The organism is Leptothoe sp. ISB3NOV94-8A, assembly GCF_043421595.1.
Classification (GTDB): Bacteria; Cyanobacteriota; Cyanobacteriia; order Phormidesmidales; family Phormidesmidaceae; genus Leptothoe; species Leptothoe turfae.
The window spans coordinates 2,623,322-2,645,391 of sequence record NZ_JAXSQW010000001.1 but is presented as its reverse complement, the minus strand read 5'-3'; the positions used below and the strand labels follow the sequence as shown (position 1 = coordinate 2,645,391).

Sequence of the window (22,070 nt, the reverse complement as noted above, 5' to 3'; positions counted from 1 at the left end):
CTCCGCGATCAATAAACAATAAAGGACAGTAGAAAGAATCAGAGCAGGCACTACGGCATTAACGGGACATTTGTGTCAGCCTGGGCTCTCAAGGTTTGTAGGGATTGGGAATACCGGTCAAACCACTGTCGCCAGTATCCAGGCTGCTGTGAGGATTTAAGCCGCGCGATCATGTGGCTATAGTTGGTAAACCAAACATGCCAGTAATCTGTTGTTGTCTCAGCCTTTAGAGCGACAGCTGTGGTTGCGGTGGATAACGGCACACAGCCTTCATTCGTTGGGCACACAGACCAGCATTGAGCGACGCCATGGGAGCCTTGACACTGGTTACAGCGATTCACATCTATCCAGAATGTGGACCCATCGGTCTCAATGGCCTTGGTTGGGCAGCTAGAGAGACAGCGTTGACAGGAGATACAGTCATTAGTGATGGTGTAAGTCATGGTATGGGCCTCGCTGTTAGGGTTAGGACAGAGAGAGCAAAAGAGAGGGGAGAGTTAGGGGCAGAAATTCTGATAAATCTCCCTTTTTCCTGTATCCTTTCTTCTTTTATCTCTCTAAAACGTGTTCGTCATAAAACCGCCGTGCAACAGTTTCAATCACGTCATAGGCTTCAATGACGGTCAGCCCGGCTTTTTGTAAGGCCTTTTGGGGGCAGGGGCCTACTTTGGCCGTCAGTAGAGCCTGACAGTCAATAATTGTATTGATGATGCCTTTCAGGGCTGCCTCTTCGCCGTAACCGCCCTGGCAGTAATCGGCAACTTTACGATGACCAACAAACTTGGCTTCCGTTGCATCTACTTCATAAATCATGAATTCTTTGGCATGGCCAAAGTGTTGATTGACAAGTCCTCCCCCCTTAGTTGCAACCGCAACCAGGACTTTAGTCGACTCCGTTCGACGCTTATTGACAGATGCTTGTTTTTTCTCCGCTACAGCGGCTTTGGTTTGCTCAATGCCCAGATGAACTGCCTGACGTTTTTCCAAACTGTAGTCCGCCGACATATCCATAAACTTCTCCTTGGTGAATTCCTGACTACGGTCTTCACCCAGCAGACCGACAGCATCGGCTCGACACTGACGACAGTGGCGCATCATTTTCATGTTGCCAGAGCAATTATCTTGAACGCGCTTAAGTTCTTTGGGATTTGGACCCCGCTGACCATTGAGACCAAAGTACGTGCCATGCTCTGGGGCCGAGATCAGGGGCATAATATTATGGAGAAATGCACCGCGATCTCGAATCGCCTTATTCACCTCTGGCAGGTGCTCATCGTTGATGCCAGGAATCAGCACCGAGTTTACCTTGCAGAGGATATCAGCTTCCTGAAGCGCCTGTAGACCTTCCATCTGCCGCTCGTGCAGGATCTTCACCCCCTCAATGCCACGGTAGCGACGACGACGGTAGTGAACCCAGGGATAAATTTTCTCCCCTATTTTTGGGTCCACCATATTAATAGTGATCGTGACATGATCCACATTCAGCTGCTTAATCCGATCAACATGCTCAGGCAACATCAGACCATTAGTTGAGAGACAGAGTTTGATGTCAGGAGCTTTGTCGGCAATTAGCTCAAAGGTGCGGAAGGTTTTCTCTGGGTTAGCCAGGGGGTCGCCGGGACCCGCAATCCCCAAAACTGTCATTTGTGGAATTTTACCGGCCACCACCAAAACTTTGTGGGCAGCTTCTTCAGGTGTGAGCAGTTCGCTAACAACACCAGGACGGCTTTCATTGGCACAGTCATATTTACGGTTGCAATAGTTGCACTGAATGTTGCAGGCTGGAGCCACCGCAACGTGCATACGGGCATAATGGTGGTGAGCTTCTTCGCTGTAGCAAGGATGTTTTTCAATGCGAGCCTTTAAAGACTCACTCATACCACTAGGAGCATCATTTTTAGTGCTACAGCCACAGCCGCCGCCAGACTTCTTGACTGTAGTTTTTGTTTTAGTCAACGTTATGTCCAGCTCAGGCGTCGTCGTGGGCGCGGAGACAAGGGCAGTAGGAGGCGGAGGCGTCATTGGTTTAAGGAGTTAGGGAATAAGGTATCGATATGAAATAGCGGCACTGCATTGGCTGAGCCTGTAAACACAGTTGGTTGTTCTGCACGATAAAATCGGAGAATCGGACTGGAGGGTAGACAATGCAGTGCCAGAGAGCGTGCGAGCCTTAGAACTCAGTCAGGTGATCAGCAACTTCCAGGGTGTGTGGATGGAGATGTGCTTGTTTGTCTGGGTAAGATAACGAGGACATCTCAATAGGGTGAATACGCCTGAAATTGGTCTGTCACCTACCGCCCAATGGTGAACCTCTAACCAACAAAGGCTTAGCAAGATACGTGAGATCTAGCTGGACCTTGTTGCTTGAGTTCACCAACGTGTGTTAACTGAGTGTTTGGCGATGCAAGAGTTATATCAACGGCTCTAGAAGTTCACTAGAACAACGCCCCCATAGGATTTATTAGATAATTAACGCTGTACTCATCGACTACAGCCCTTGATAATTCAAGAAAAAATATTTTTTCTAGGTTAGGGTACGGGCATTCCCCAGGGTACGGACTAGTATTTTGTCACCCCCGCTCGATGATTACTGTACTCAGTCGCATCCATTATCATAAAAGGGATGGACTCGACTTTGATGGGTTCTAGATGACAAGTTTTTGAGTACTCAATAACAGATATTTTGCTAAATTAGATACACAATTTACCGCTGTGCTACATAGGCCAAAAAGGTGTCTGTATCATTGTTTTCAGTTTAAACCCAATTTCGGTAACGGATTTTACTATTTCACATTAAATAATGTTAAACAATAGGAGAGTTTTAAGCTGGAACACTATCTTGCTTTTGATGATCCAGATGACGCTGATGCTCACTTTGAGGTGGGCTCATTAAACTGGATGTTCCGTAACAGTTCACCGCTAGGATCGACCTATTGGCGAGTTGTTAAGGATTGCTGAAATTAGTCGAGGCAGTTCTGCATCAGTTGTTACAGTTTCTGTTGCTAAGCTGTGGGTTCGCCGATCAAAAACCAAGTTTTGAGTACATCAAACAAGTTTTTATAAGACTGTCTAAAACCCAGGTCTAAACACTATATATAAAGGCTTTGACGTGAGTACAGAATACCTGCACCCACCCTTAGAAATACCTAACCCTGGGTATCAAAATACTTGTACCCTGTCCCTAGAAAAATTCTAAATGCTTTACCAATAAAGGTTTTAGCATTTGAGTGTAAAGGTAATAGTTATAGTAAATCTGGATTGGGCCGTTGCGATCACCCCCCCTCAGTTGTAACTGCTATAAGCAGGAAAACAACGCCCCACCAGACCCATGTCCCTATTTCTGCAACACTTTTCTGTTCGGCATTTGTTTTCGTCTGCTGAACTGCACCGGCTTTTTCCCTGTGTGGCCGATTTCACAATCATTTTTGAACGGGACCCGGCGGCTCGCAGTTGGTTAGAGGTGTTGTGCTGTTACCCTGGTTTACATGCGATCGCAGCCCATCGCCTCGCCCACTGGCTACAAAATCACAAGATTTCCTTTCTCCCTCGCTTTATTTCTCACCTGGCTCGCCTCTTTACGGGAATTGAAATTCATCCCGGGGCCACCCTCGGTAAAGGGGTTTTTATCGATCACGGTATGGGTGTTGTGATTGGGGAAACTGCTGTGGTCGGAGACTACACCCTGATCTATCAGGGGGTGACTCTAGGGGGGACAGGTAAAGAAACGGGTAAGCGCCATCCTACGGTTGGCAGCCAAGTGGTGATTGGCAGTGGTGCCAAGGTGCTTGGCAGTATTACTATTGGGGACCATGCCCGCATTGGAGCGGGTGCTGTTGTATTGAACAGTGTACCGACCAACTGCACGGCTGTTGGAATTCCCAGCCGTAATGTTTGCGAATGCAACACCCTAACAACTCCTTTGGAACATGGTCAGCTTCCCGATGTTGAAGCCACTACCCTACGTCATCTTTTGGCTCGCATTGACGCGCTAGAAACCCAAGTACAAAGTCTCACTTGTTCATCCCTTTCAACGTTGGAGTATCAATCCTATGGATAACCCCACACCCACTGTTCCCGGTTGGGGGCAAGTTGTCGCAGTGCCTCGCGGCGAACGTTGGTCGATTAATCGTCGCTTGCAAGAACTTCATATCTCGTGTAGCTGTCCCACCGATGGCACACTACGAGTTGATGTCAACGATGCATTAGAGCTGATGTTAGTTTGCAGCGTCATCAGACAATTCACATCACCTCGCCAGTCTAGTATTGGCTGGCTAGAACGGTGTTGGCAAACTCAGGTGAGCTGTACTACAAATCATTAGCCGCTTACTTTCTGTTCATCCTACCTATTGATTGGAGAAATTATATGACTACTCAAACCCTTGTCCGTGCTTTTGGTGAAGTAGGTGATAATCCTGTCGGTCTTGAGAAGGAGATTACTATCACCGTATGCGAAGGACTGAATTTGGTTTACGCCAGTTTTCAAGCCCTTTATATGCAATATCAAAAGCATCATTTTGTAATTGAAGGTGCAGAATTTTACGCTATTCATGAATTCTTCCAAGAAAGCTATGGGGCTGTTCAGGGAGATGCCCATGATGTTGCTGAGCGTTTAAATGGTCTAGGCGGCATTCCCGCAGGCACCTTTGCCACCCTGGCCGAACAATGCTGTTTTACTCCAGAATCAGAGGGTGCCTATAATTGTCAACAGATGATTGCCAATGATCTTACTGCTGAGCAGTCGATGATCACTCTACTTCGCCGACTAGCCACTCAAGCCGAAAGTGTGGGAGATCGAGCCACTCGATATCTCTATGAGCAAATTCTCTTAAAGACAGAAGAGCGGGCTTTTCATCTTGAACACTTTTTGTCTGAAGATAGTCTTACTTTTACCTTTTTGAAGTAGGGCTATGCAGTTCAAAATTTCGTCTATTGCTCAAATAGTCAGGAGGCGCTTACTATGTTGACCACCCTTATGATGATTGGTCCTTTTATTATCTTTGCTTGGGTTCTACAGTATTTTCTCAATCAAATCATTGCAGAAGATATTGAATCCTTCAACGGAGACCAGTCTCAGTCAATGGACGATGCTTCGTTAACTTAAGACAGCTGTTCGTCAAGTCTAATCCAGTAGGCAAATTTTGAGGGTGAGACTATACACGGCCCTCAGCTCACCCTCTTCCCTCTTCTCTCTTCCCTCTTCCACGTTTACGGAGGCCGCTACGATGACACCACCCCCCCAAATATATATTAACGATACGACCCTCAGAGATGGTGAACAAGCCGCAGGTATTGCCTTCAGTTTGGACGAGAAGGTTGCGATCGCAACGTTTCTCGACACCATTGGCATTCAGGAAATGGAAGTTGGCATTCCCGCCATGGGGAGAGATGAAGCTCAGGCCATCCACACAATTGCCAATCTGGGCCTAAATGCTCAACTCCTAGGGTGGAATCGCGCTGTGTTGTCTGATATTCAGGCGTCGATTAATTGTGGCCTAAAGCGCATTCACATTTCGGTGCCAGTTTCAGATATACAGATTCAAGTAAAGTTTCAAGGCCAGTGGGCCAAAATGTTTAAGCAGCTACAAGAGACTATTACCTTTGCCCGCGATCACGGTCTAGACGTAAGTGTTGGAGGTGAAGATAGTTCTCGGGCTGATGAAACATTTTTACTCGAAGCTGCACAGTTTGCCCAAGAAAACGGCGCATTTCGTTTTCGTTTTTGTGACACTGTGGGCATTCTGGACCCGTTTACCACCTTTGAAAAAGTTCGAAAACTGGTTGCCGTCTTAGCCATTCCAGTGGAAATGCACACCCATAACGACCTGGGGTTAGCAACAGCCAATGCCCTGGCCGGTATCCGAGCTGGTGCTGTCTCTATTAATACTACTGTTAATGGGCTAGGAGAAAGGGCTGGCAATGCGGCTCTTGAAGAAGTTGTCATGGCCCTACGGCAAATCTATGGTCTCAAAACCAATATTCAAACCGAGCGTCTGTTAGAATTGTCTCGCTTTGTTGCTAAAACCGTCAATTGCCCAGTCCCTCCCTGGAAGGCTATTGTTGGAGCCAATACCTTTGCCCATGAGTCCGGTATCCATGCCCATGGAGTGCTGCATAATCCCAGCACTTACGAACCGTTTGATCCCAAAGATGTGGGTTGGCAACGGCGTTTTGTTGTCGGCAAACACTCTGGTCGTCACCTGTTGAGTCAAGTTCTACAGAACTATGACATACATCTGGATGCCAGCAACAGTCAGTTACTGCTCAATGCCGTCCGCGATCTGTCTACTCAGCTAAAACGTAGCCTTACCGTTGATGAATTGCTCACCTTAGCCTCGCAGGAGGGGTTAGGTGTGGCGATTATATAATTCGCACAGGGGGCAGGCACAAGGTTAGCCCCAATAGACTTTTCCCATGGAACAGGTACAAGGCCAGCCCCTACAATGCTCTTTATCTTAAGGAAACACTATGAAAGTCATGCTGCATACAGATCGTGCTGGAAAGCTAATGGTCTATGTTGCCAAAAAGGATCTAGAAGAAGTTGTTGTTAAACAAACCACAGTCGATGATGCCCAAGTTCTGACCCTAGCCAATGGCTGGGAGCTATCAGTGACCGGATTGGATAATCCCATCAAAACGCCTCAAACCGTTAAAGCTAAACGCTTGAATTAAATTCTATTTAAGCCGAGAAAGCTTGAGTAGATGGAAAATTAGGCGGTAGGAGGCAGAAGTCAGTGAGATCCTGCATGCTGATTTCTGCCTCCTGAATTATATCCTTGGGAAAACGTTTCGCTCTGAATTCATACCCCACAAAACGGTAAATTATTTGCTGGCATATCCCTAAATACTGTTGCCTCACTTCACAGGAGATTTTTCCATGTCACCGCTTAAACAACTACCTCCATATATGTTTATCCTAGAGGGAATCTTTCTAGGGTATCTCAGCAAGAAAAAGAGAAAGATCAAAGCTCTTGCCCTTGAAGTCGAGCAGGAGCAAGTGGTAATTAAGCTGCCTAAAGAGGTGCGAGATTCTATACAAGATTATCAATTCCAGCCCGGAGACCAAATTCGCTGCATTGGTCGCAGTCAGGTTGATTTTACCACAGGTACCATTAAGCTCAGAGCCTATCAGGTTTTGCCACTACTTCCCCCTAACGAAGAGGTGCCTCTCACAACTGCACCCCAGGCTCCAATGTCAACAACGGCTGAGGTTTCTCAGGTGCCAACGTATCCCACGGTTGCTGTTGCACAAAAACCACCTAAGATCTTGATTTGTCGCAAGTCAGGCTGCCAGAAGCGAGGTGGCCACCAACTGATCTCAAAATTAGAGAGTATCTTGCAAGAATATCAGCTCCATGACCAGGTAGAAATTCAATATACAGGCTGTCAAAAACGCTGTTCAAAGGCACCAACTCTGACAATTATGCCGGGCAAACATCGTTACGATCGGCTCAGCCTTCAAAGTTTATCTAACGTTGTAGAGAAACACTTTTTCCCCTCTAAACCATGTTCACTTGAAAGCTAATCATGAAAATAAAATATCGCCAACTGGTGCTTAAGCTATTTGCTTGGTTCATCGCTGAAATTACACTCACCTATGTCGGTCTAGATAATCTGGCCGATTACAGCGAATACCTGAAGGAACAAAGCACTATCTCGATAGCTATGGCCTATTCCCAGAGTTAAGGGTACTAAAGTGTTAGAACGATTTGGCTAAACAGAACGTTCATCAACTCGCATGTCAAACGGTGCTTCCATTTGTGATGGGGGATGGACTCTGATTTTGGCACGGGGACTCAATTGAGACAGATATTCAGCTAGCCTGGTCATACGGTCCAACACTCGCCAGTTTTTTTCCTGATCAGAACAGTAAATATGTAAGATTACGACCTCAGTAATATTGATGGTCCATCTACAGAGCATCAACAGGGATTGAGTAGATCCATCACAGGCTTCGAAAAAGTGCCGACAGATAGCTCCTTCTAATTGCCTTTTCAAGGCTGCGTCCAAGTCTGTTATTAACTCTGGTGGGAGATCTTCCGGCGAGAGTGAATGAACCATTATCAATCCTCAAAGCTAGCCACTAAGGACTGGACTCAATCATACGCTATGCCCAGCTCGCTCCATCGTAATGACTTGAGCAATACGCTCAGGAAACTCTTCTAAATCAGCATCTTCTTCCTTAGGCATTGGGGACACAAAGGTATAGCAGGGATCACACTGCCCCGTATCAAATACTTGTAACACCCACTTGTCGGGAAGTCCTTCTACTCCTATTTCTACGACATACCATTCACTACCCGTCTCACGGGTAGCCAGAATGGAGAAGAAATCTTGATCAATATCTGGAATTTCCAAATCTTGCATCAAAAAATTCCTCGCGACCATACTAGCATCAGTCATCGATAAACTTAGCATTGTCAAAGGTCTCCTTTATATCTACCAGTTGAAGATATTGCTCAGAGACTGCAATATCTTTCCAAGTCTGGACCGCCGCCACTAGCAGCAGCATCTACAGAGAACACGGCGGCCCTATTTTTGGAGTCATTACTCAGTGTGCCAATAGTTACAAGGGGACTGTTCCTGTGAACCAATCCATATCATTCAAAACCAACTATGCTTCAGTCCATCAAGATAGAACTGGCGTTGCAGAGTCTCGGGAGGATTTAATCTAAAAAATAACGATCCGGGACAATTCAGCCCGATCAATTCATTCCCTAAATCAACAACAGCATAGAACTAAAGCTGTAGGGCTAATCAAAAAAGCTGGAGTCGCACACTCTCTATACCCTATTACCAAAGATCAACACAAAATATTCTGTATCGCTCAACACCAAACCTCCATTAGCAACAGTCTTTAACATTTTAAGAGATTGACCATATTTTTCTGAGTAAACCGTTATTGTAGAAACAAAAAAACGGCCTCAATAGTTCATTCTGAACATAATGTCTTGTCAATTAGGAAGAAAACATTAAACCGTATCAGGTGACATAGAATACAAAATTTTGGATTGTTATGTCTAAGGGCATGACTTTCCAATAAATTGTCCACTCTCCATCTCTGTAATCTAGTCCTGATGGATTCGTCATTCCTCTTTCTCTGTATAAATCTTCTGTTTATTCGGAAATCTAATCATTTATGGCTTTTATAGAAGGTTTGAGAAAATCAGGTTCGTTTTTTTCAGTCGCCAATTTTTCCTCACCTATCGCTCTATTGATAGGCCTGCATTGTCTATGGCTTACACTATCAAAGACGGTTGTATCTCTTGCGATAGCTGTCGGCCCCAGTGTCCAACGGGAGCCATTAAACCTCAAGCAAAATGGGAAGGCTATTGGATTGACCCTACCCTGTGCGATGACTGTCAAGATTTAGAGACACCTCTCTGCTTAAATGCTTGCAATATTGGCTCCCTATCCCCTCTAGTTCCCAAAAAAGGACGCCGTAAAAGCACCCTCCTGCCAGCAGCAATTGCTGACATTTTTCTCAGTGGTAAGACGACTCCTTTTGCATCTTCCATGGTGATTTGGGAAGCCTGTAACGTTTTAGCTCAGCGTCAGCATCTGCCTTGGCAAATCGATGCTGACGGAAAATTTTGTTACCATCGACCGGTCCATCGTGGTCGAGGAGAAGTTCGCCTTCGATTAGCCACAAGTCCCGAAAGGGATATCCCCATAGCAATGCCTGCAGATGAAGCAATGGAGGTCATGGCTCAATTTGATATTCGTGCCACCTGTCTTCATCTGATTTTTGCGGCCTATGCCATCACCCTCAATTCTCCGTGGGAAGAAGCATTTGTAATCAATGACCAGCACATTGAACAATATTTAGATCTCAATAAGCGAAAAGATCTGAGCAAGCTAGACAAACTCACGTTGATCAAGCATTTAGTATACCAAGTCTGTCAGTTACTGGTTGCTTTGGACTGGCCACGTCAGGGAAAGGTTAAAGCCTTTTCCTTTGATGAGCAGCCGATTTGGCATCTAGTCAACACTGAGTATTATTTTGAAAAAGATCACCAGGGAGGTCGTCACTTAATTGGGTTAAGCTTTACTATCCGCCCTGGGATTTGGGCCAAACACTTTCTTAACAAACAAGACTATCGTAATCAAACGGCTTTTTATCAATACGGTACCCTACCTAAGTCATTATTAACTGAAGTGATGAGCAACTGGCAACAGCATGAGGGTGCTGTTCGTCTACTGTTGTGGCTATTATTCAAGCTGAGGTTGGGGGGTGACCATCGGCTGACTGTGCGCACCCTACTACGTATTGCCTATGGAGAAGATCGATTAATAGAGGCTACCACTGTCCGGGGGGCACACAAACGTCTGCTGAAAACGTTTGAGAGCGATCTGGAAACAATTTATTACTATGGCCTCAAACCGTTGTTTGATCCAGAGACCTATCCCGCCGATATACAGCCACTATGGGCTAAAGTCATTGATATCCCCAACGATGTTGACGATGCTCTTGAATTTTGGGTAAATGATGCCAATCAGAGCCGGAGCTTAACGGACACGGCCCCCCGAGACAAATGGCAGCGACTGATCAATGCTCGATTGGCCGGCTTTGAACTATCGGAAGAATGGCAACAAACAGTGCGTCGTCGAGCCCCTAAGCGGCGGCGTAAACAATCTCAAACAACTCAATTAGGCGCACTCTCTGGTGATGTTATCAAGGCAGCACGCCAACGTCAAAACTTGACTCAACGCGCCTTAGCCAAACATTTAGGGAAAAGCCAGAGTTGGGTGCGAGATGTGGAAAAAGGTCGATTTCGCATCAGTACCGAAGACTACCCCCGTTTACAACAAACACTGGGACTTAAATAGATAATATATGCAAGATTTTGTCATTATCCCCAAACAAACATTCCGCATTAAGTTGTCCCCAAAAAAGATTTCCATCAGATACCTTTAGGAGAATACCCATGACAGAACAACAACCCATTTCCAATGAAGTTGCTTTGAGAATTGCCTTGGCAGCTAAGGCTTTACCCAATGTCTCTATAAGAGAGTTAATCGATGCATTACAAACCAATCTCGACGATAACATTACGGAAGAATCGCTAAGTACCCTAACCGTCACCCAGCTCAAACGTGCCTTTGGCAATATTTACGATGTGGATGAGGGCGAATGGGAAGGCGAAGATGCCAATAATCAGGAGATTGCTGCCGTTAAAGAAGCGGTGCGGATTCTCTGGGGAGAACAGACAGAGTACGATCATCCCTTACCTATCGAGCCTGATCAAGGCGATATGCCTAACTCAATTCGCATAGCGGTTGCATCCAATACAGATGAGCAATTAGACGGCCATTTTGGCTCCTGCCATCGATATTTGATTTATCAGCTATCGGCGGATGCTATTAAGCTGATCGATGTGCGCTCTGCTCTGGAGGCAGACCTGAGCGATAACAAAAATCAGTTCCGAGTGAATTTGATCAGAGACTGTCCTGTGCTCTATGTTGTGTCCATTGGAGGGCCTGCCGCCGCCCAAGTGATTCAAGCGAATATTTACCCCATGAAAGTGGAAGCTGGAGGAGCTATCCGGGAGATTCTTGCCGATTTACAACGGGCGATCGCAACATCACCCCCTCCCTGGCTGGCAAAAATCTTAGGCATTGGAGCAGACCAGCGGGTAAAGAATTATCAGGCGGTTGGTTAGGTCAACGATGAATATCCAACGACATAAATAACGCATTCAGACAATTCAAACAATCACGGGTCTTCGGCCTACCCATTTTGCCGATCTAATCCGAGTGGCACAACTTGTTTATGATCCCAGTGGTGGAATTTCAAGTTGCTCAACCAGTGATATATCTGATTGATTGTGAATACTTGTAGCATCGATTATAGACATCGAGGAACTAACCTATAATAATGTTCTCGCAAAGACACCGGTCTATTATTGTTATTTAAACAAACAATTAATAGAAAAATTGCGATCGCAGCCACAAGTATTTGTATTCGTTCATTAGGCGTTTCCGGCCTGGATAGTATTGCTGAAACCTATGGGAATTAACCATCGCTCAGAGTTAACCGTGCTTGGATTACCCGCAGAACGGGGTAGGTGGTTGTTAATTCCCTTGGGCACAGTCGTTTTAATGTGTCTGGGCACCGTTTATTCCTGGAGTATTTTTAGAACCCCCTTGGAAGGTGAGCTAAATTTAAGTGCGACTGAAAGTCTTCTACCCTATACGGTTGCACTGGTTTTCTATGCGGCTCTCATGCCAGTCGCAGGTTTTTTCATTCCTCGCATAGGCGCTCGCATGGTGGCGGTAATCGGCGGGATTTTCCTGGGGGCGGGCTATATTCTCTCCAGCTTTGCGACAAACATTGGCATGCTCGTCCTCACCTATGGAGTTATGGCAGGGACAGGCGTAGGCGTTACCTACGGTGTGCCCATGTTTGTCGTTGCCCGATGGTTTCCTGAGAAAAAAGGCCTAGCGATGGGAGCAACAATTGTCGGGTTTGGGCTATCGCCGCTCATTACTGCTCCGTTAGCCAATCGATTAATTGATAGTTACACCGTAAGGCCAACGCTGTGGATCTTAGGCAGCATCTTTATGATGATTGTTCTAGGCATTGCCACCATCCTAAAATTACCGCCCAAGGGCTGGCATCCCCAACAGAATTCTGCTAAGCCAACAGTCACAGGGTTCCACAGTTATCCCAAAAAGCTGCTCAAAAGCCAGTCATTTTATGGACTGTGGGGTTGTTATGCCATTGGCACCCTGATCGGCTTAAGTGCCATTGGTATCTCAGGTCCGGTAGGGGAAGAGATTATTAAGGTTAATCCAGAGACGGCAGCCATTAGCGTTTCTCTATTTGCCCTCTTCAATGGCTTCAGTCGTCCTTTATTTGGGTGGTTAAGTGACCGTTTTAAGCCTCAATATGTGGCAATCTCATCGTATACGCTGGTACTGATTGCCTGTGTGCTAATGATGAACGCACAAGAGGGTCAGTTAGCGACTTATTTAATTGCCTTTTGCCTGCTTTGGTTTTGTTTAGGAGGATGGTTAGCCATGGCTCCTACCATCACCCTCCGATTTTTTAACCCCGATCAATATGCTCAAAATTATGGCATTGTGTTTACCGCCTACGGGGTAGGTGCCCTAACGGGCACCCTGGCCATCGGACAAATTCGAGATTGGTTTGGCACCTATACCTACGCGTTTTATCCCATGGCCCTATTTGCCATCATCGGCATTGTGGTTGCTAGTTGTCTGCTCAAACGTGAGCAGACACGATCCTAACCCAGATGCCTTACGGATACGTGCTTGCTCAAATCTAGGCTAGACAAGCGGCTAAATCTGCCTCGGGTATGGTGATGGGTTGGAGATTATAGGTGTCCGACAATAACTTCAACACATTAGGTGAGATAAATGCAGGCAGCGTGGGTCCCAAGCGAATATCTTTGATCCCCAGGTGCAGCAGGGTCAGCAAAATAGCCACCGCTTTTTGTTCATACCAGGACAAAATCATTGACAAGGGGATTTGATTAACATCGACCTCAAATGCATTGGCTAGTGCGATCGCAATCTGAATTGCAGAATAGGCATCATTACACTGGCCCACATCCAATAACCGAGGAATACCTTCAATAGCCCCTAACTCTTGATCAAAGAAACGGAACTTGCCACAGGCAAGCGTGAGAATCACACAGTCCTCAGGCACTTTCTCTACCAGTTCAGTGTAATAGTTACGATCAGGTTTAGCCCCGTCACAGCCCCCAATTAAGAAGAAATGACGAATTTTGCCAGCTTTAACCGCTGCAATCACCTGGTCAGCGACCCCCAGTAGCGCATTGCGGGCAAAACCAGTGGTTACCTGCCGGGGAGTCCCTATTTCAGTGAATCCAGGTAACTCCAATGCTTTCGTAATCACGGGGGTAAAATCAGGCAGCCCATTGGGCTGAGCGGGAAGATAATTCAATCCTGGATATCCCACAGGACCAATACTAAACAGCTTGTCCTCATAGTTTTCATGGGGTGGCATCAGACAATTTGTTGTGATCACAATGGCCCCTGGAAATTTGGCAAACTCCCGAGTTTGGTTTTGCCAGGCCGTACCATAATGACCATAGAGATGGGGGTAGGTTTGTTTTAGACGCGGATAGCCATGGGCGGGTAACAATTCTCCATGGGTGTACACTGTGATAGCGGTTCCCATGGTCTGTTTTAGCACCGCTTCCAATTGGGGAATATCATGGCCAGACACGAGAATAGCTTTACCCACTCTGGTGTTGAGGGGCACCGATGTGGGCACCGGATGGCCATAATTACCCGTATGCCCGGCATCTAGCAACTGCATCGCCAGCAAATTGATTTCCCCAACCTTCAAGGCCAGAGTGACCCAGTCTTCCAGACTCAGATCTTGACGCTCCAATGCAGCTAGGGCCTCATAGCAGAATTGATCAACCCGTTCATCGGTTTGACCCAACTCCTGGGCATGGAATGCATAGGAGGCCATCCCCTTAAGACTGTAAAGAACAGTGAGTTTAAGGGAGAAAATATCAACATTGTTTTTCGATTGACCAATAAATTGCAGGGCGATATCCTCTCCCTGAGACGCTAAACTATCCTCAAAGTTGGGTTCATAGCACGTGATATCTGGCCAACTTTGGTCAGATTTTGTAACCTGTTGCACTTGAGTTTTGAGGTGTTCTCGATAGGCCAGCGCTCGACGAATGTAGCTGGTAAATCGTTTTTGATCAAAGTTGACATTGGTCATGGTGGCAAAGATGGCTTCACAGGTGAATCTATCGACCTCATCGGTGGAGATCATCAGATCACGGGCACGGAGAGCAACTGGGGCAAGGCCACGCAGAATATAGATCAGCAGATCTTGCACAGCATTGACCTCTGGACTTTTGCCACAGGCTCCCCATTGATGGCAGCCTTGTCCACTCGCAGTTTGTTCGCATTGTTCACAAAACATTGTCAGATCCTCTTGGGAAGCAGCTGGGTTTACTGTAGGAGAGGAGAACGTTCAATGCTTTGACTTAAGTCAAGGGAAAGGACTAAGGGTAATAAACTTTAGATTTTCTTCTGTATTTCTTGGAAACGGCCCATTAGTCTGAAGTTATAATAGATCTCTATCTCTCACTACAAACTGTGACTATCCAATGGTGTTGTCTCCACTCTCAAATTTTTTGAGTCAGACGATGATATTCCAGGATTTACCATTGGATCAGTTAGAGGATCTTGAAGGTTTAGTAGTTACCAAATCCTATGGCAAAGGCGAGGTCCTCTTCCATCAGGGAGATGCTGGAATTGGATTTTTTGTGATCCAATCGGGGCGTGTAAAGGTATTCAAACTATCGCCCCAGGGTAAAGAGCAGATTTTGCATATCTTTGGGCAGGGAGATCATTTTGCTGAAGTGCCCGCTCTAGATGGCAAGTGCTTTCCCGCCTCCGCAGCGGCCCTTGAGTCATCGGAGCTTTTATTCTTTCCACGTCAGCCTTTTTTAACCCTTTTAGAACAGCGTCCATCCCTTGCCATTAATCTGCTCAAAAGCTTTGCTCGACACCTTCGACGGTTTTCGAACCTGGTGGATAGCCTTGCTCTACAGGACGTTCCAGCTCGCTTAGCTACCTACTTGCTAAATTTGAGTGGGGAATTGAACAACGTAGATATTATCAAGCTTGATCTGCCCAAAAATCAGCTGGCGGCCCGATTAGGAACTATTCCTGAAACTCTATCACGGGCTTTTTCCAAGCTAAATCGCGCTGGTTTAATTTCGATGGATGGCATTGAGATTACATTGTTAGATTTAGAAAACTTAAAGCACCTGGCCAATTGCGATCGCTAGTCTGATCACCTCTTACCCCTTACTGCAACCGCTGTATCAAATGTTCTCCCACTCGCAACGCATTGGCCATTACCGTTAGCGCCGGGCTAACACTGGCGCAAGAGGGGAAAAAGCTGCTGTCTACCACATAGAGATTGTCAATCTCATGGGTGCGGCAGTGGGTGTCTAACACTGAGGTGGCTGAGTCAGTGCCCATGCGACAGGTTCCACTCTGGTAACCTACCACCTGAATTGGCACTTCTCCCCGTGGATATACACCACTGCGCTGCAGACCTTTAGACGTTTTCTCCAGGGCTTTTAACACCTCAATCCATCGGTACACCAGACGATCATGGGCTTCTATATTGTTGGGCGTAAACTCGTAGCGTAGTTTCCCATTTTGAAAATATATTCGATTGTTGGGGTTTGGCAATACTCCCGTTTGGGCTCGCCAGCCAATGGACCGCATTGCTAACTGTTTTAAGCCAGCCCCCGGCATAATCTTGGCAGCCACTGACAGCAATGGCGGAGATTCGGCAAAAATGATGTCTTGCAACAGTCCGCCCGTATTCTCAATGTGTCCCATGGGGTACTCATAGTCACCGTCACCCCAATAAAAATCATTGATGCTAACACTTTGGGGGAATGTCCCTGAATTGTTGGCGGCACTGCGCTCAACAATCATGGTCATCTGGTGCTTCATCAAGTTGCGCCCCACCTGGCCTGAGCTGTTGGCCAATCCCTCGGTGTGTTTGGCATTGGCAGAACTCAGCATCAACGCCGCTGAATTGACTGCACCGCAGGCCAAGACGACGATATCGCCAGCAAATAACATGGCCTGATCGCCAATTTCTGCCTGCACTCCTTTGATTTCAGTACCCGTTGGGTTAGTGTGCAGGCTAACAACTTTTGCCGACGTTTGTAGCGTCACATTGTCATACTTTAAAGCTGGATTGATACCAAAGACTTCAGCATCTCCCGTGGGATCATCATCCTGGCGGGTCAGACTGACGGGTAGGGGAGCCGGGTGCAGTCCCTGCTGTGCGATCGCTTCGACAATTGGCTGCATCAGCGGCTCATGATCCACAGCCCCATGGGGATATGCACTACTGTGGGTAGGCTCTGTTGGGTCTTTACCAGGATCACCATGTACCTGGTAAAGCTGTTCAGCCGCCGTGTAATAAGGTTCTAAATCTGCATACTGGATGGGCCATGCGGGGGCCACACCATCCTGGTATTTGACTGCTCCAAAGTCGCGATCGCGCATTCGCATCAGAGAAGCGCCATAGATTTTAGTATTACCGCCAATGGCATAGTTGGTTTGAGGAGAAAACGGCTCACCGGACTGGTCATACCATTGCTCCGAAGCATGGTATTTTGTCTTTTTCAGCACATCGACCCCTGCGGGATTTTGCTCTTCGAGGGCCATACCGGTTCCCCGCTCCAAAATCAAAATCCGTTTCCCCGTAGGTGCAAGTTTTTGTGCCAGCGTTCCCCCGCCAGCTCCAGTGCCCACAATGATGATGTCGTAGTGCTGGTCATCAATAATCATGGATTTTTCCTCTGCCGGTTACCAATGAGGGTTTTTAAATAATTAAGGTCTTGTATTGTCACGATTAGAGCTATTGCCAGACATAAATCAAGATAAACAGCACAATCCAAATGACATCGACAAAGTGCCAAAATAGTGATGTGGCAGCAACACCATACTCACCGCCAGCATAGTTATTGGGAATAAACGAACGGGCCAGCATAATACTCTGCAGCAGTACCCCAGTTAAAACATGCAGTCCGTGGAAGCCAGTCAACAGATAAAAGGTGCCGCCAAACACCCCTGACTTAAAACCAAAGGGCAGACTCATCCACTCCACAGCTTGACCATAGAGAAAGAAACTCCCCATGGCCATGGTCAACAGCCAAAATGCCCGGAACCCCCACAGGTTATCTCGGTGTAAGTAGCGCTCTGCCAAGTAGATCACAAAACTACTGGATACCAGGACAATCGTATTAATAAATGGCTCTCGTACCTCTAAGCCCTCTACCCCCGCTGGCAACCAGTCGGTGACATTGGTCTTGTAGACAATGTAGCCCGCAAAAAAGCTTAGAAAGATGACGCTTTCAGACAGTAGGAAGACAATGAAGCCAAACATACGATGGTCTTCTTCTTCATGTCCTACACCTTGGACAACCTGGGTATTAACAGTCTGATCAAGCTTAGCTGTGCTCACTGGCCAACTCCTTTGTTGGATTATTTTCAACTAAAGGTTCATTGCTGCCGTAACCATAGGGAGCCGACACAACAACCGGAATCTCATCAAAGTTCTCGTGGGGAGGTGGAGAGGATACCAACCATTCCAAACCAATGGCCCGCCAGGGATTATCTCCAGCTTCCTCACCCTTCACCCAAGCACTCAAAATATTCAAGATAAAGGGCAGTGTTGATACCCCTAATAAAAAGCCACCGAGGCTCGCTAGAACATTCCAGAAGGCAAACTCTGGATCATAGGAAGCCACCCGCCGGGGCATGCCCTGCAAACCCAGGGGATGCATGGGTAAAAAGTTGAGATTGGTGCCAATAAAGGTGAGCACAAAGTGCAATTGACCCAAACCCTCGTAGTACATGCGCCCAGTCATCTTGGGAAACCAGTGGTAAATGGCAGCATAGAAGCCCATCACAACGGCTCCATAGATAACGTAGTGGAAGTGGCCGACCACAAAGTAGGTATTATTAACGTGGATATCAAAGGGGGCCGACGAGAGCATAATGCCGGTAATTCCGGCAAAGAGAAACATAAATAGGCCGCCTAGGGCAAACAACATGGGTGTTTTTAGCCGGAGCTTACCGCCCCAAATCGTCGCCACCCAGGCAAATACCTTGATCCCCGTGGGTACGGAAATCATCATGGTGGTAAACATAAACAACATGCGCATCCAGCCCGGAGTGCCACTGGCAAACATGTGGTGGACCCAAACAATACCACTCAGCCCAGTGATGATGAGGGACGATAGGACAACAATCTTATAGCCAAAGAGGGGTTTACGGGAATAAACTGGGAAGACCTCTGAGAATATACCAAAAATTGGCAGAATAATGACGTATACCGCCGGATGTGAATAGAACCAGAAGAAATGCTGATAGAGAATTGGGTCACCCCCGCGGGAGGGCTCAAAAAAGCTGGTGCCCACCGTCAGATCCAGCAGTAACATGACGGCACCTGCCGTTAGTGCTGGCAATCCAAACAACTGAATGATCTGAGCCGAAAACACTGTCCAGCAAAAGGCCGGCATTTTAAACCACCCCATCCCCGGAGCGCGCATTCTAAAAATGGTGGTAACAATGTTGACCGCACCCATAATCGACGATACTCCCGACAAGGCTACGGCCAATAGCCATAGGGACTGACCATTGATCAAGTTGCCGGTAGGATTCTGCAAACTGACCGGCGGATAGGCCCACCAACCCGATTGGGACGGTCCACCCGGCACAAAGAAGCTGAGGGTGAGAATGACCCCGAATATCGGCACCAACCAAAACGCAGCAGCGTTTAGCCGGGGAAACGCCATATCCCGTGCCCCAATCATTAACGGCACTAGATAATTGGCCAGGCCGTTGAGCATGGGAAACGTCCACATGAACAGCATAATGGTGCCGTGCATGGTGAACAGTCCGTTATATACGGTGCGATCCACCAGATCCGCTTCGGGAGTAATCAGCTCTCCCCGCATGATCATGGCCAACAAGCCACCAAATAAAAAGAAGACAAACGCAGTGACAATATATTGAATCCCGATGACTTTGTGATCGGTACTAAAACTAAAAAATCTGCGCCAGTTATCCGGGGCTCCCGGTTGGGGTTGGAGATTGGGGGGCGTCACCTCCAAAGATGCATTACTCATGGAAATCGTCCTCTGAACTGGCGTAATTTACAATCGGAGCAGGAGCTGGCTTAACCGTCTTCCACCCTAAACCAATAGGGTTTTGGGTGGTGGTGCGGTTGAACTCTTCATAGGCCACATTCTGGGCTGGCGTGGGGGGCAGAGAGGCCACTGTTGTCAGCCATTGTTCGTAGTCTTCGGCAGACTCCACAACGACGTTGGTTTGATTGGCTGCAAAATAAGTGCCACTATATTCTGAATCTCGCAACCGATAGCGCCCTTCTCGAATGGGGGTAAATTCAAATCCGATCTCCTGGCCTGGGACCACATCCTGTTTGACTCGAAAAGCGGGGACAAAAAAGCCATGGAGAACATCCTCTGAGGACAGCAGTAGCTTAGCCCGCTGATTCACCGGTAAATGCAGCTCGGTACTGCGAATATTGTGTGCTGGATAGTGAAATTCCCAGGCCCACTGCCGTGCATAGACATTAATGGGAGACTGTTCAGCCTCGGGGGATGCAACAGGTGCAGCCTCTGCCATCGACATCCCCATGGCCTTATGCTCCATGGGGCCAAGAATACTCATACGGTCATAGGTTTGATAGCTAAATGTACCAATCCAGATCACCAACAGGATCGGAATCGCCGTCCAAACCACCTCTAGGGGAATGTTGCCTTCAATGGGGGGGCCGTCACTGGCATCATATTTAGCCGCTCGCTGAAACAAAATTGCGTATAGCAATGCCCCCACTACACCTAAAAAGATGAAGCTACCAATGGTGGTCATAAAGCTAAACAGATTGTCTACTAGTACGGACTCCGCCGAGGCTTGGGGCGGCATCCAGTGATAGGCTTGTTGACCCACCCAAAGGCTAATAAAGAGATCGGCAATGGCTAATCCCATTAAAATTAAAATCGTGCGTCGATTCATCGGTGTCAGGGTTCCTACTATTTGATGGAGAGATTCAGTTGGGTATTGGGATCAAGTCCGGCTCGAATCACCCGATCTGCACTGATGTGAAGACCAAAATCGGCTCCAAGATGTGCTCCTAAGGTGCCATGAACAAACATCAGTACAAAGATGCCAAGACCAGCAATTAAATAGCTCCACTGCACCTGACGTGCTCGATCCTGTCGCCACACATACCGCTGAAATCCACGCCAGACAGTCATGGCAACAATCAGACCTAACAAAAGTACGCCGCCAACACCGTGCCACACCATGGTATCCATTGCGCCCAATCCCCAAGGACTGACCATGTCCTGGGGAGGATCAGCTAACAGAATTTCGTAAAACCCAGCCGCTACCGTAAAAAAGGTAATGATCGCCGCTGCCAGCATGTTGTACCAGCCAACGTCGTAAAGGTTTGAGCTGGTGGCTGGAATGGCGAGAAATTTAAAGATTGCCTTTTCAAGGGGAAATAGGGCAGCCACAATATCAAATGCGATCGCAGCAATAAACAACCCCAACGTCAGATGTACCAGATTAGGATGGATTGGCAAACCATAGGGTAAACCATTGACTCCCATAGCGAACACTGGCGTTACAAGCTCACCGTTGAACAGTTCAAGGGTCATTGCAACAGACCTCCCCGTGCCGCCTCAACCACAGCTTCAGTATGGAGCCCATAGATCCACACCAATTTGTCCCCCAGATAGGTTTGAAATAAGACAATTCCTGTCAGGACAAGATTCATCCCCATGTAGGCCATCGGTAATGTATCTGGGGTACGTAGTCGAATGATATAGCGCCAACCCGTAATGGCTGCCAAAATACCAGAAAGGGACCAACCCAGCAGGGTGTGCAGATTTAGATCTCCAGTAGCCACTGTGTAGGGCGTAGCCAAACCAGCTTCAATTTGGCCAAAAATAACGGCAATAAAAATAGAAATCGTCGCAAACATCATATTCCACCAGCTGACCTCATACAGGCGAGTATTTTTGGTGAAATACCCAATCACATCACAAAGAACAGCGAATAACACCATGGCGATAACAAAATGCACCACGATGGGGTGAATAGTATCGGGATAGGGCAGATTGTGATTATTGAGAGGGGGTAATAGATTTTGGAACACTGGTTGCCTCTATGCGAAGAAACGAAGTCAGCTCTTTCTGTATAGAGAATACTCTCTACTTCAAATTAGAATTGTCTATTGAGGAATATCCTCTTATCCATTAGGGCGCACAATTCGTCAATTGAGGCTGAACTTTCAACTCATTTTTATATCTTGGTCAATTGCTACCAAAAGACCCATGGTTTTATGAAAAACGGCTTAGGCACGGAACAACAAATATGAGATTTCTCTCATAAACAACAGTTCTTCTGGAAGGATACGGGCCTGGTTGATCCTTAAAAAAGTCTAAATAAATTCACCTGGATCGGGTGTCAATTCCAGGCGGGAC

The 22,070-nt window shown here is 47.0% G+C and carries 23 protein-coding genes; 12 read left to right on the top strand and 11 right to left on the bottom strand.

Annotated elements, in window-relative coordinates; genetic code table 11:
- Positions 1 to 50: 50 nt before the first annotated feature.
- Positions 51 to 443: a 4Fe-4S dicluster domain-containing protein gene (locus SPB21_RS11490; protein ID WP_499866602.1), complete on the bottom strand. Its 393-nt coding sequence runs from the start codon at positions 441 to 443 to the stop codon at positions 51 to 53.
- 106 nt (positions 444 to 549) lie between these two features.
- Positions 550 to 2,022, bottom strand: a complete 1,473-nt coding sequence (nifB, locus tag SPB21_RS11485; RefSeq protein WP_163659248.1) for a nitrogenase cofactor biosynthesis protein NifB — start codon at positions 2,020 to 2,022, stop codon at positions 550 to 552.
- Between the two features lie 1,306 nt (positions 2,023 to 3,328).
- Here nifB and cysE point away from each other — a divergent pair.
- The 8 genes from cysE to SPB21_RS11445 all read left to right on the top strand — a co-directional run bounded on the left by cysE (position 3,329) and on the right by SPB21_RS11445 (position 7,683).
- Positions 3,329 to 4,057: a serine O-acetyltransferase gene (gene cysE, locus SPB21_RS11480; RefSeq protein WP_163659247.1), complete on the top strand. Its 729-nt coding sequence runs from the start codon at positions 3,329 to 3,331 to the stop codon at positions 4,055 to 4,057.
- A complete protein-coding gene (locus tag SPB21_RS11475; RefSeq protein ID WP_006514478.1) occupies positions 4,050 to 4,319 on the top strand; it encodes an Asr1405/Asl0597 family protein in 270 nt (89 codons plus the stop codon). The genes cysE and SPB21_RS11475 overlap by 8 nt, the downstream gene beginning before the upstream one ends.
- Before the next feature lie 44 nt (positions 4,320 to 4,363).
- Complete coding sequence (gene dpsA / locus SPB21_RS11470) at positions 4,364 to 4,903, top strand: DNA starvation/stress protection protein DpsA (RefSeq protein ID WP_006514477.1); 540 nt, start codon at positions 4,364 to 4,366, stop codon at positions 4,901 to 4,903.
- 54 nt (positions 4,904 to 4,957) lie between these two features.
- Positions 4,958 to 5,101: a hypothetical protein gene (locus SPB21_RS11465; RefSeq protein ID WP_499866601.1), complete on the top strand. Its 144-nt coding sequence runs from the start codon at positions 4,958 to 4,960 to the stop codon at positions 5,099 to 5,101.
- A 121-nt stretch (positions 5,102 to 5,222) separates the two neighbouring features.
- Positions 5,223 to 6,365 (top strand): homocitrate synthase, encoded by a 1,143-nt coding sequence (nifV, locus tag SPB21_RS11460; protein WP_163698939.1) that lies wholly within the window; start codon positions 5,223 to 5,225, stop codon positions 6,363 to 6,365.
- 100 nt (positions 6,366 to 6,465) lie between these two features.
- Positions 6,466 to 6,669: a putative nitrogen fixation protein NifT gene (nifT, locus tag SPB21_RS11455; protein WP_006514474.1), complete on the top strand. Its 204-nt coding sequence runs from the start codon at positions 6,466 to 6,468 to the stop codon at positions 6,667 to 6,669.
- A gap of 205 nt (positions 6,670 to 6,874) precedes the next feature.
- Positions 6,875 to 7,522, top strand: a complete 648-nt coding sequence (locus SPB21_RS11450) for a (2Fe-2S) ferredoxin domain-containing protein (protein ID WP_499866600.1) — start codon at positions 6,875 to 6,877, stop codon at positions 7,520 to 7,522.
- 2 nt (positions 7,523 to 7,524) lie between these two features.
- Positions 7,525 to 7,683, top strand: coding sequence for a hypothetical protein (locus SPB21_RS11445; RefSeq protein ID WP_163659243.1), 159 nt, complete (start codon positions 7,525 to 7,527; stop codon positions 7,681 to 7,683).
- Between the two features lie 27 nt (positions 7,684 to 7,710).
- Here the strand turns inward: SPB21_RS11445 and SPB21_RS11440 are convergent, their stop codons facing one another.
- On the bottom strand, positions 7,711 to 8,058 hold the full coding sequence (locus SPB21_RS11440; RefSeq protein WP_163698943.1) for a hypothetical protein: 348 nt from the start codon (positions 8,056 to 8,058) through the stop codon (positions 7,711 to 7,713).
- A gap of 39 nt (positions 8,059 to 8,097) precedes the next feature.
- Complete coding sequence (locus tag SPB21_RS11435) at positions 8,098 to 8,415, bottom strand: hypothetical protein (protein WP_499866599.1); 318 nt, start codon at positions 8,413 to 8,415, stop codon at positions 8,098 to 8,100.
- An 816-nt stretch (positions 8,416 to 9,231) separates the two neighbouring features.
- Between SPB21_RS11435 and SPB21_RS11430 the strand changes: the two genes are divergently transcribed.
- The 3 genes from SPB21_RS11430 (at position 9,232) to SPB21_RS11420 (ending at position 13,251) form a co-directional block, all read left to right on the top strand.
- Positions 9,232 to 10,827: a helix-turn-helix domain-containing protein gene (locus tag SPB21_RS11430; protein WP_499866598.1), complete on the top strand. Its 1,596-nt coding sequence runs from the start codon at positions 9,232 to 9,234 to the stop codon at positions 10,825 to 10,827.
- A gap of 98 nt (positions 10,828 to 10,925) precedes the next feature.
- On the top strand, positions 10,926 to 11,660 hold the full coding sequence (locus SPB21_RS11425; RefSeq protein WP_163659239.1) for a dinitrogenase iron-molybdenum cofactor biosynthesis protein: 735 nt from the start codon (positions 10,926 to 10,928) through the stop codon (positions 11,658 to 11,660).
- A gap of 346 nt (positions 11,661 to 12,006) precedes the next feature.
- Positions 12,007 to 13,251: an L-lactate MFS transporter gene (locus SPB21_RS11420; RefSeq protein ID WP_163698950.1), complete on the top strand. Its 1,245-nt coding sequence runs from the start codon at positions 12,007 to 12,009 to the stop codon at positions 13,249 to 13,251.
- 34 nt (positions 13,252 to 13,285) lie between these two features.
- Here the strand turns inward: SPB21_RS11420 and hcp are convergent, their stop codons facing one another.
- Complete coding sequence (gene hcp / locus SPB21_RS11415; RefSeq protein ID WP_499056617.1) at positions 13,286 to 14,935, bottom strand: hydroxylamine reductase; 1,650 nt, start codon at positions 14,933 to 14,935, stop codon at positions 13,286 to 13,288.
- 226 nt (positions 14,936 to 15,161) lie between these two features.
- On the opposite strand from hcp, the gene SPB21_RS11410 reads away from it, so the two are divergent.
- Positions 15,162 to 15,809 carry a Crp/Fnr family transcriptional regulator gene (locus SPB21_RS11410; protein ID WP_499866597.1) on the top strand — a complete coding sequence of 216 codons (648 nt, stop codon included), beginning with the start codon at positions 15,162 to 15,164 and terminating at the stop codon, positions 15,807 to 15,809.
- A 19-nt stretch (positions 15,810 to 15,828) separates the two neighbouring features.
- Here SPB21_RS11410 and SPB21_RS11405 read toward each other — a convergent pair whose 3' ends face one another.
- The 6 genes from SPB21_RS11405 to SPB21_RS11380 all read right to left on the bottom strand — a co-directional run bounded on the left by SPB21_RS11405 (position 15,829) and on the right by SPB21_RS11380 (position 21,742).
- Positions 15,829 to 17,340 carry a GMC oxidoreductase gene (locus SPB21_RS11405; RefSeq protein WP_163698954.1) on the bottom strand — a complete coding sequence of 504 codons (1,512 nt, stop codon included), beginning with the start codon at positions 17,338 to 17,340 and terminating at the stop codon, positions 15,829 to 15,831.
- Positions 17,341 to 17,410: 70 nt separating this feature from the next.
- Complete coding sequence (locus SPB21_RS11400) at positions 17,411 to 17,938, bottom strand: cytochrome c oxidase subunit 3 (protein WP_499868699.1); 528 nt, start codon at positions 17,936 to 17,938, stop codon at positions 17,411 to 17,413.
- A gap of 64 nt (positions 17,939 to 18,002) precedes the next feature.
- Positions 18,003 to 19,685, bottom strand: a complete 1,683-nt coding sequence (gene ctaD, locus SPB21_RS11395) for a cytochrome c oxidase subunit I (protein WP_499056620.1) — start codon at positions 19,683 to 19,685, stop codon at positions 18,003 to 18,005.
- Entirely contained in the window at positions 19,678 to 20,595 is a 918-nt protein-coding gene (locus SPB21_RS11390) for a cytochrome c oxidase subunit II (protein ID WP_499866595.1), read from the bottom strand. Before SPB21_RS11390 ends, ctaD begins: the two co-directional genes overlap by 8 nt.
- Before the next feature lie 17 nt (positions 20,596 to 20,612).
- Entirely contained in the window at positions 20,613 to 21,242 is a 630-nt protein-coding gene (locus SPB21_RS11385; RefSeq protein ID WP_163659231.1) for a DUF2231 domain-containing protein, read from the bottom strand.
- Positions 21,239 to 21,742, bottom strand: coding sequence for a DUF2231 domain-containing protein (locus SPB21_RS11380; RefSeq protein WP_163659230.1), 504 nt, complete (start codon positions 21,740 to 21,742; stop codon positions 21,239 to 21,241). Before SPB21_RS11380 ends, SPB21_RS11385 begins: the two co-directional genes overlap by 4 nt.
- Positions 21,743 to 22,070: the final 328 nt, after the last annotated feature.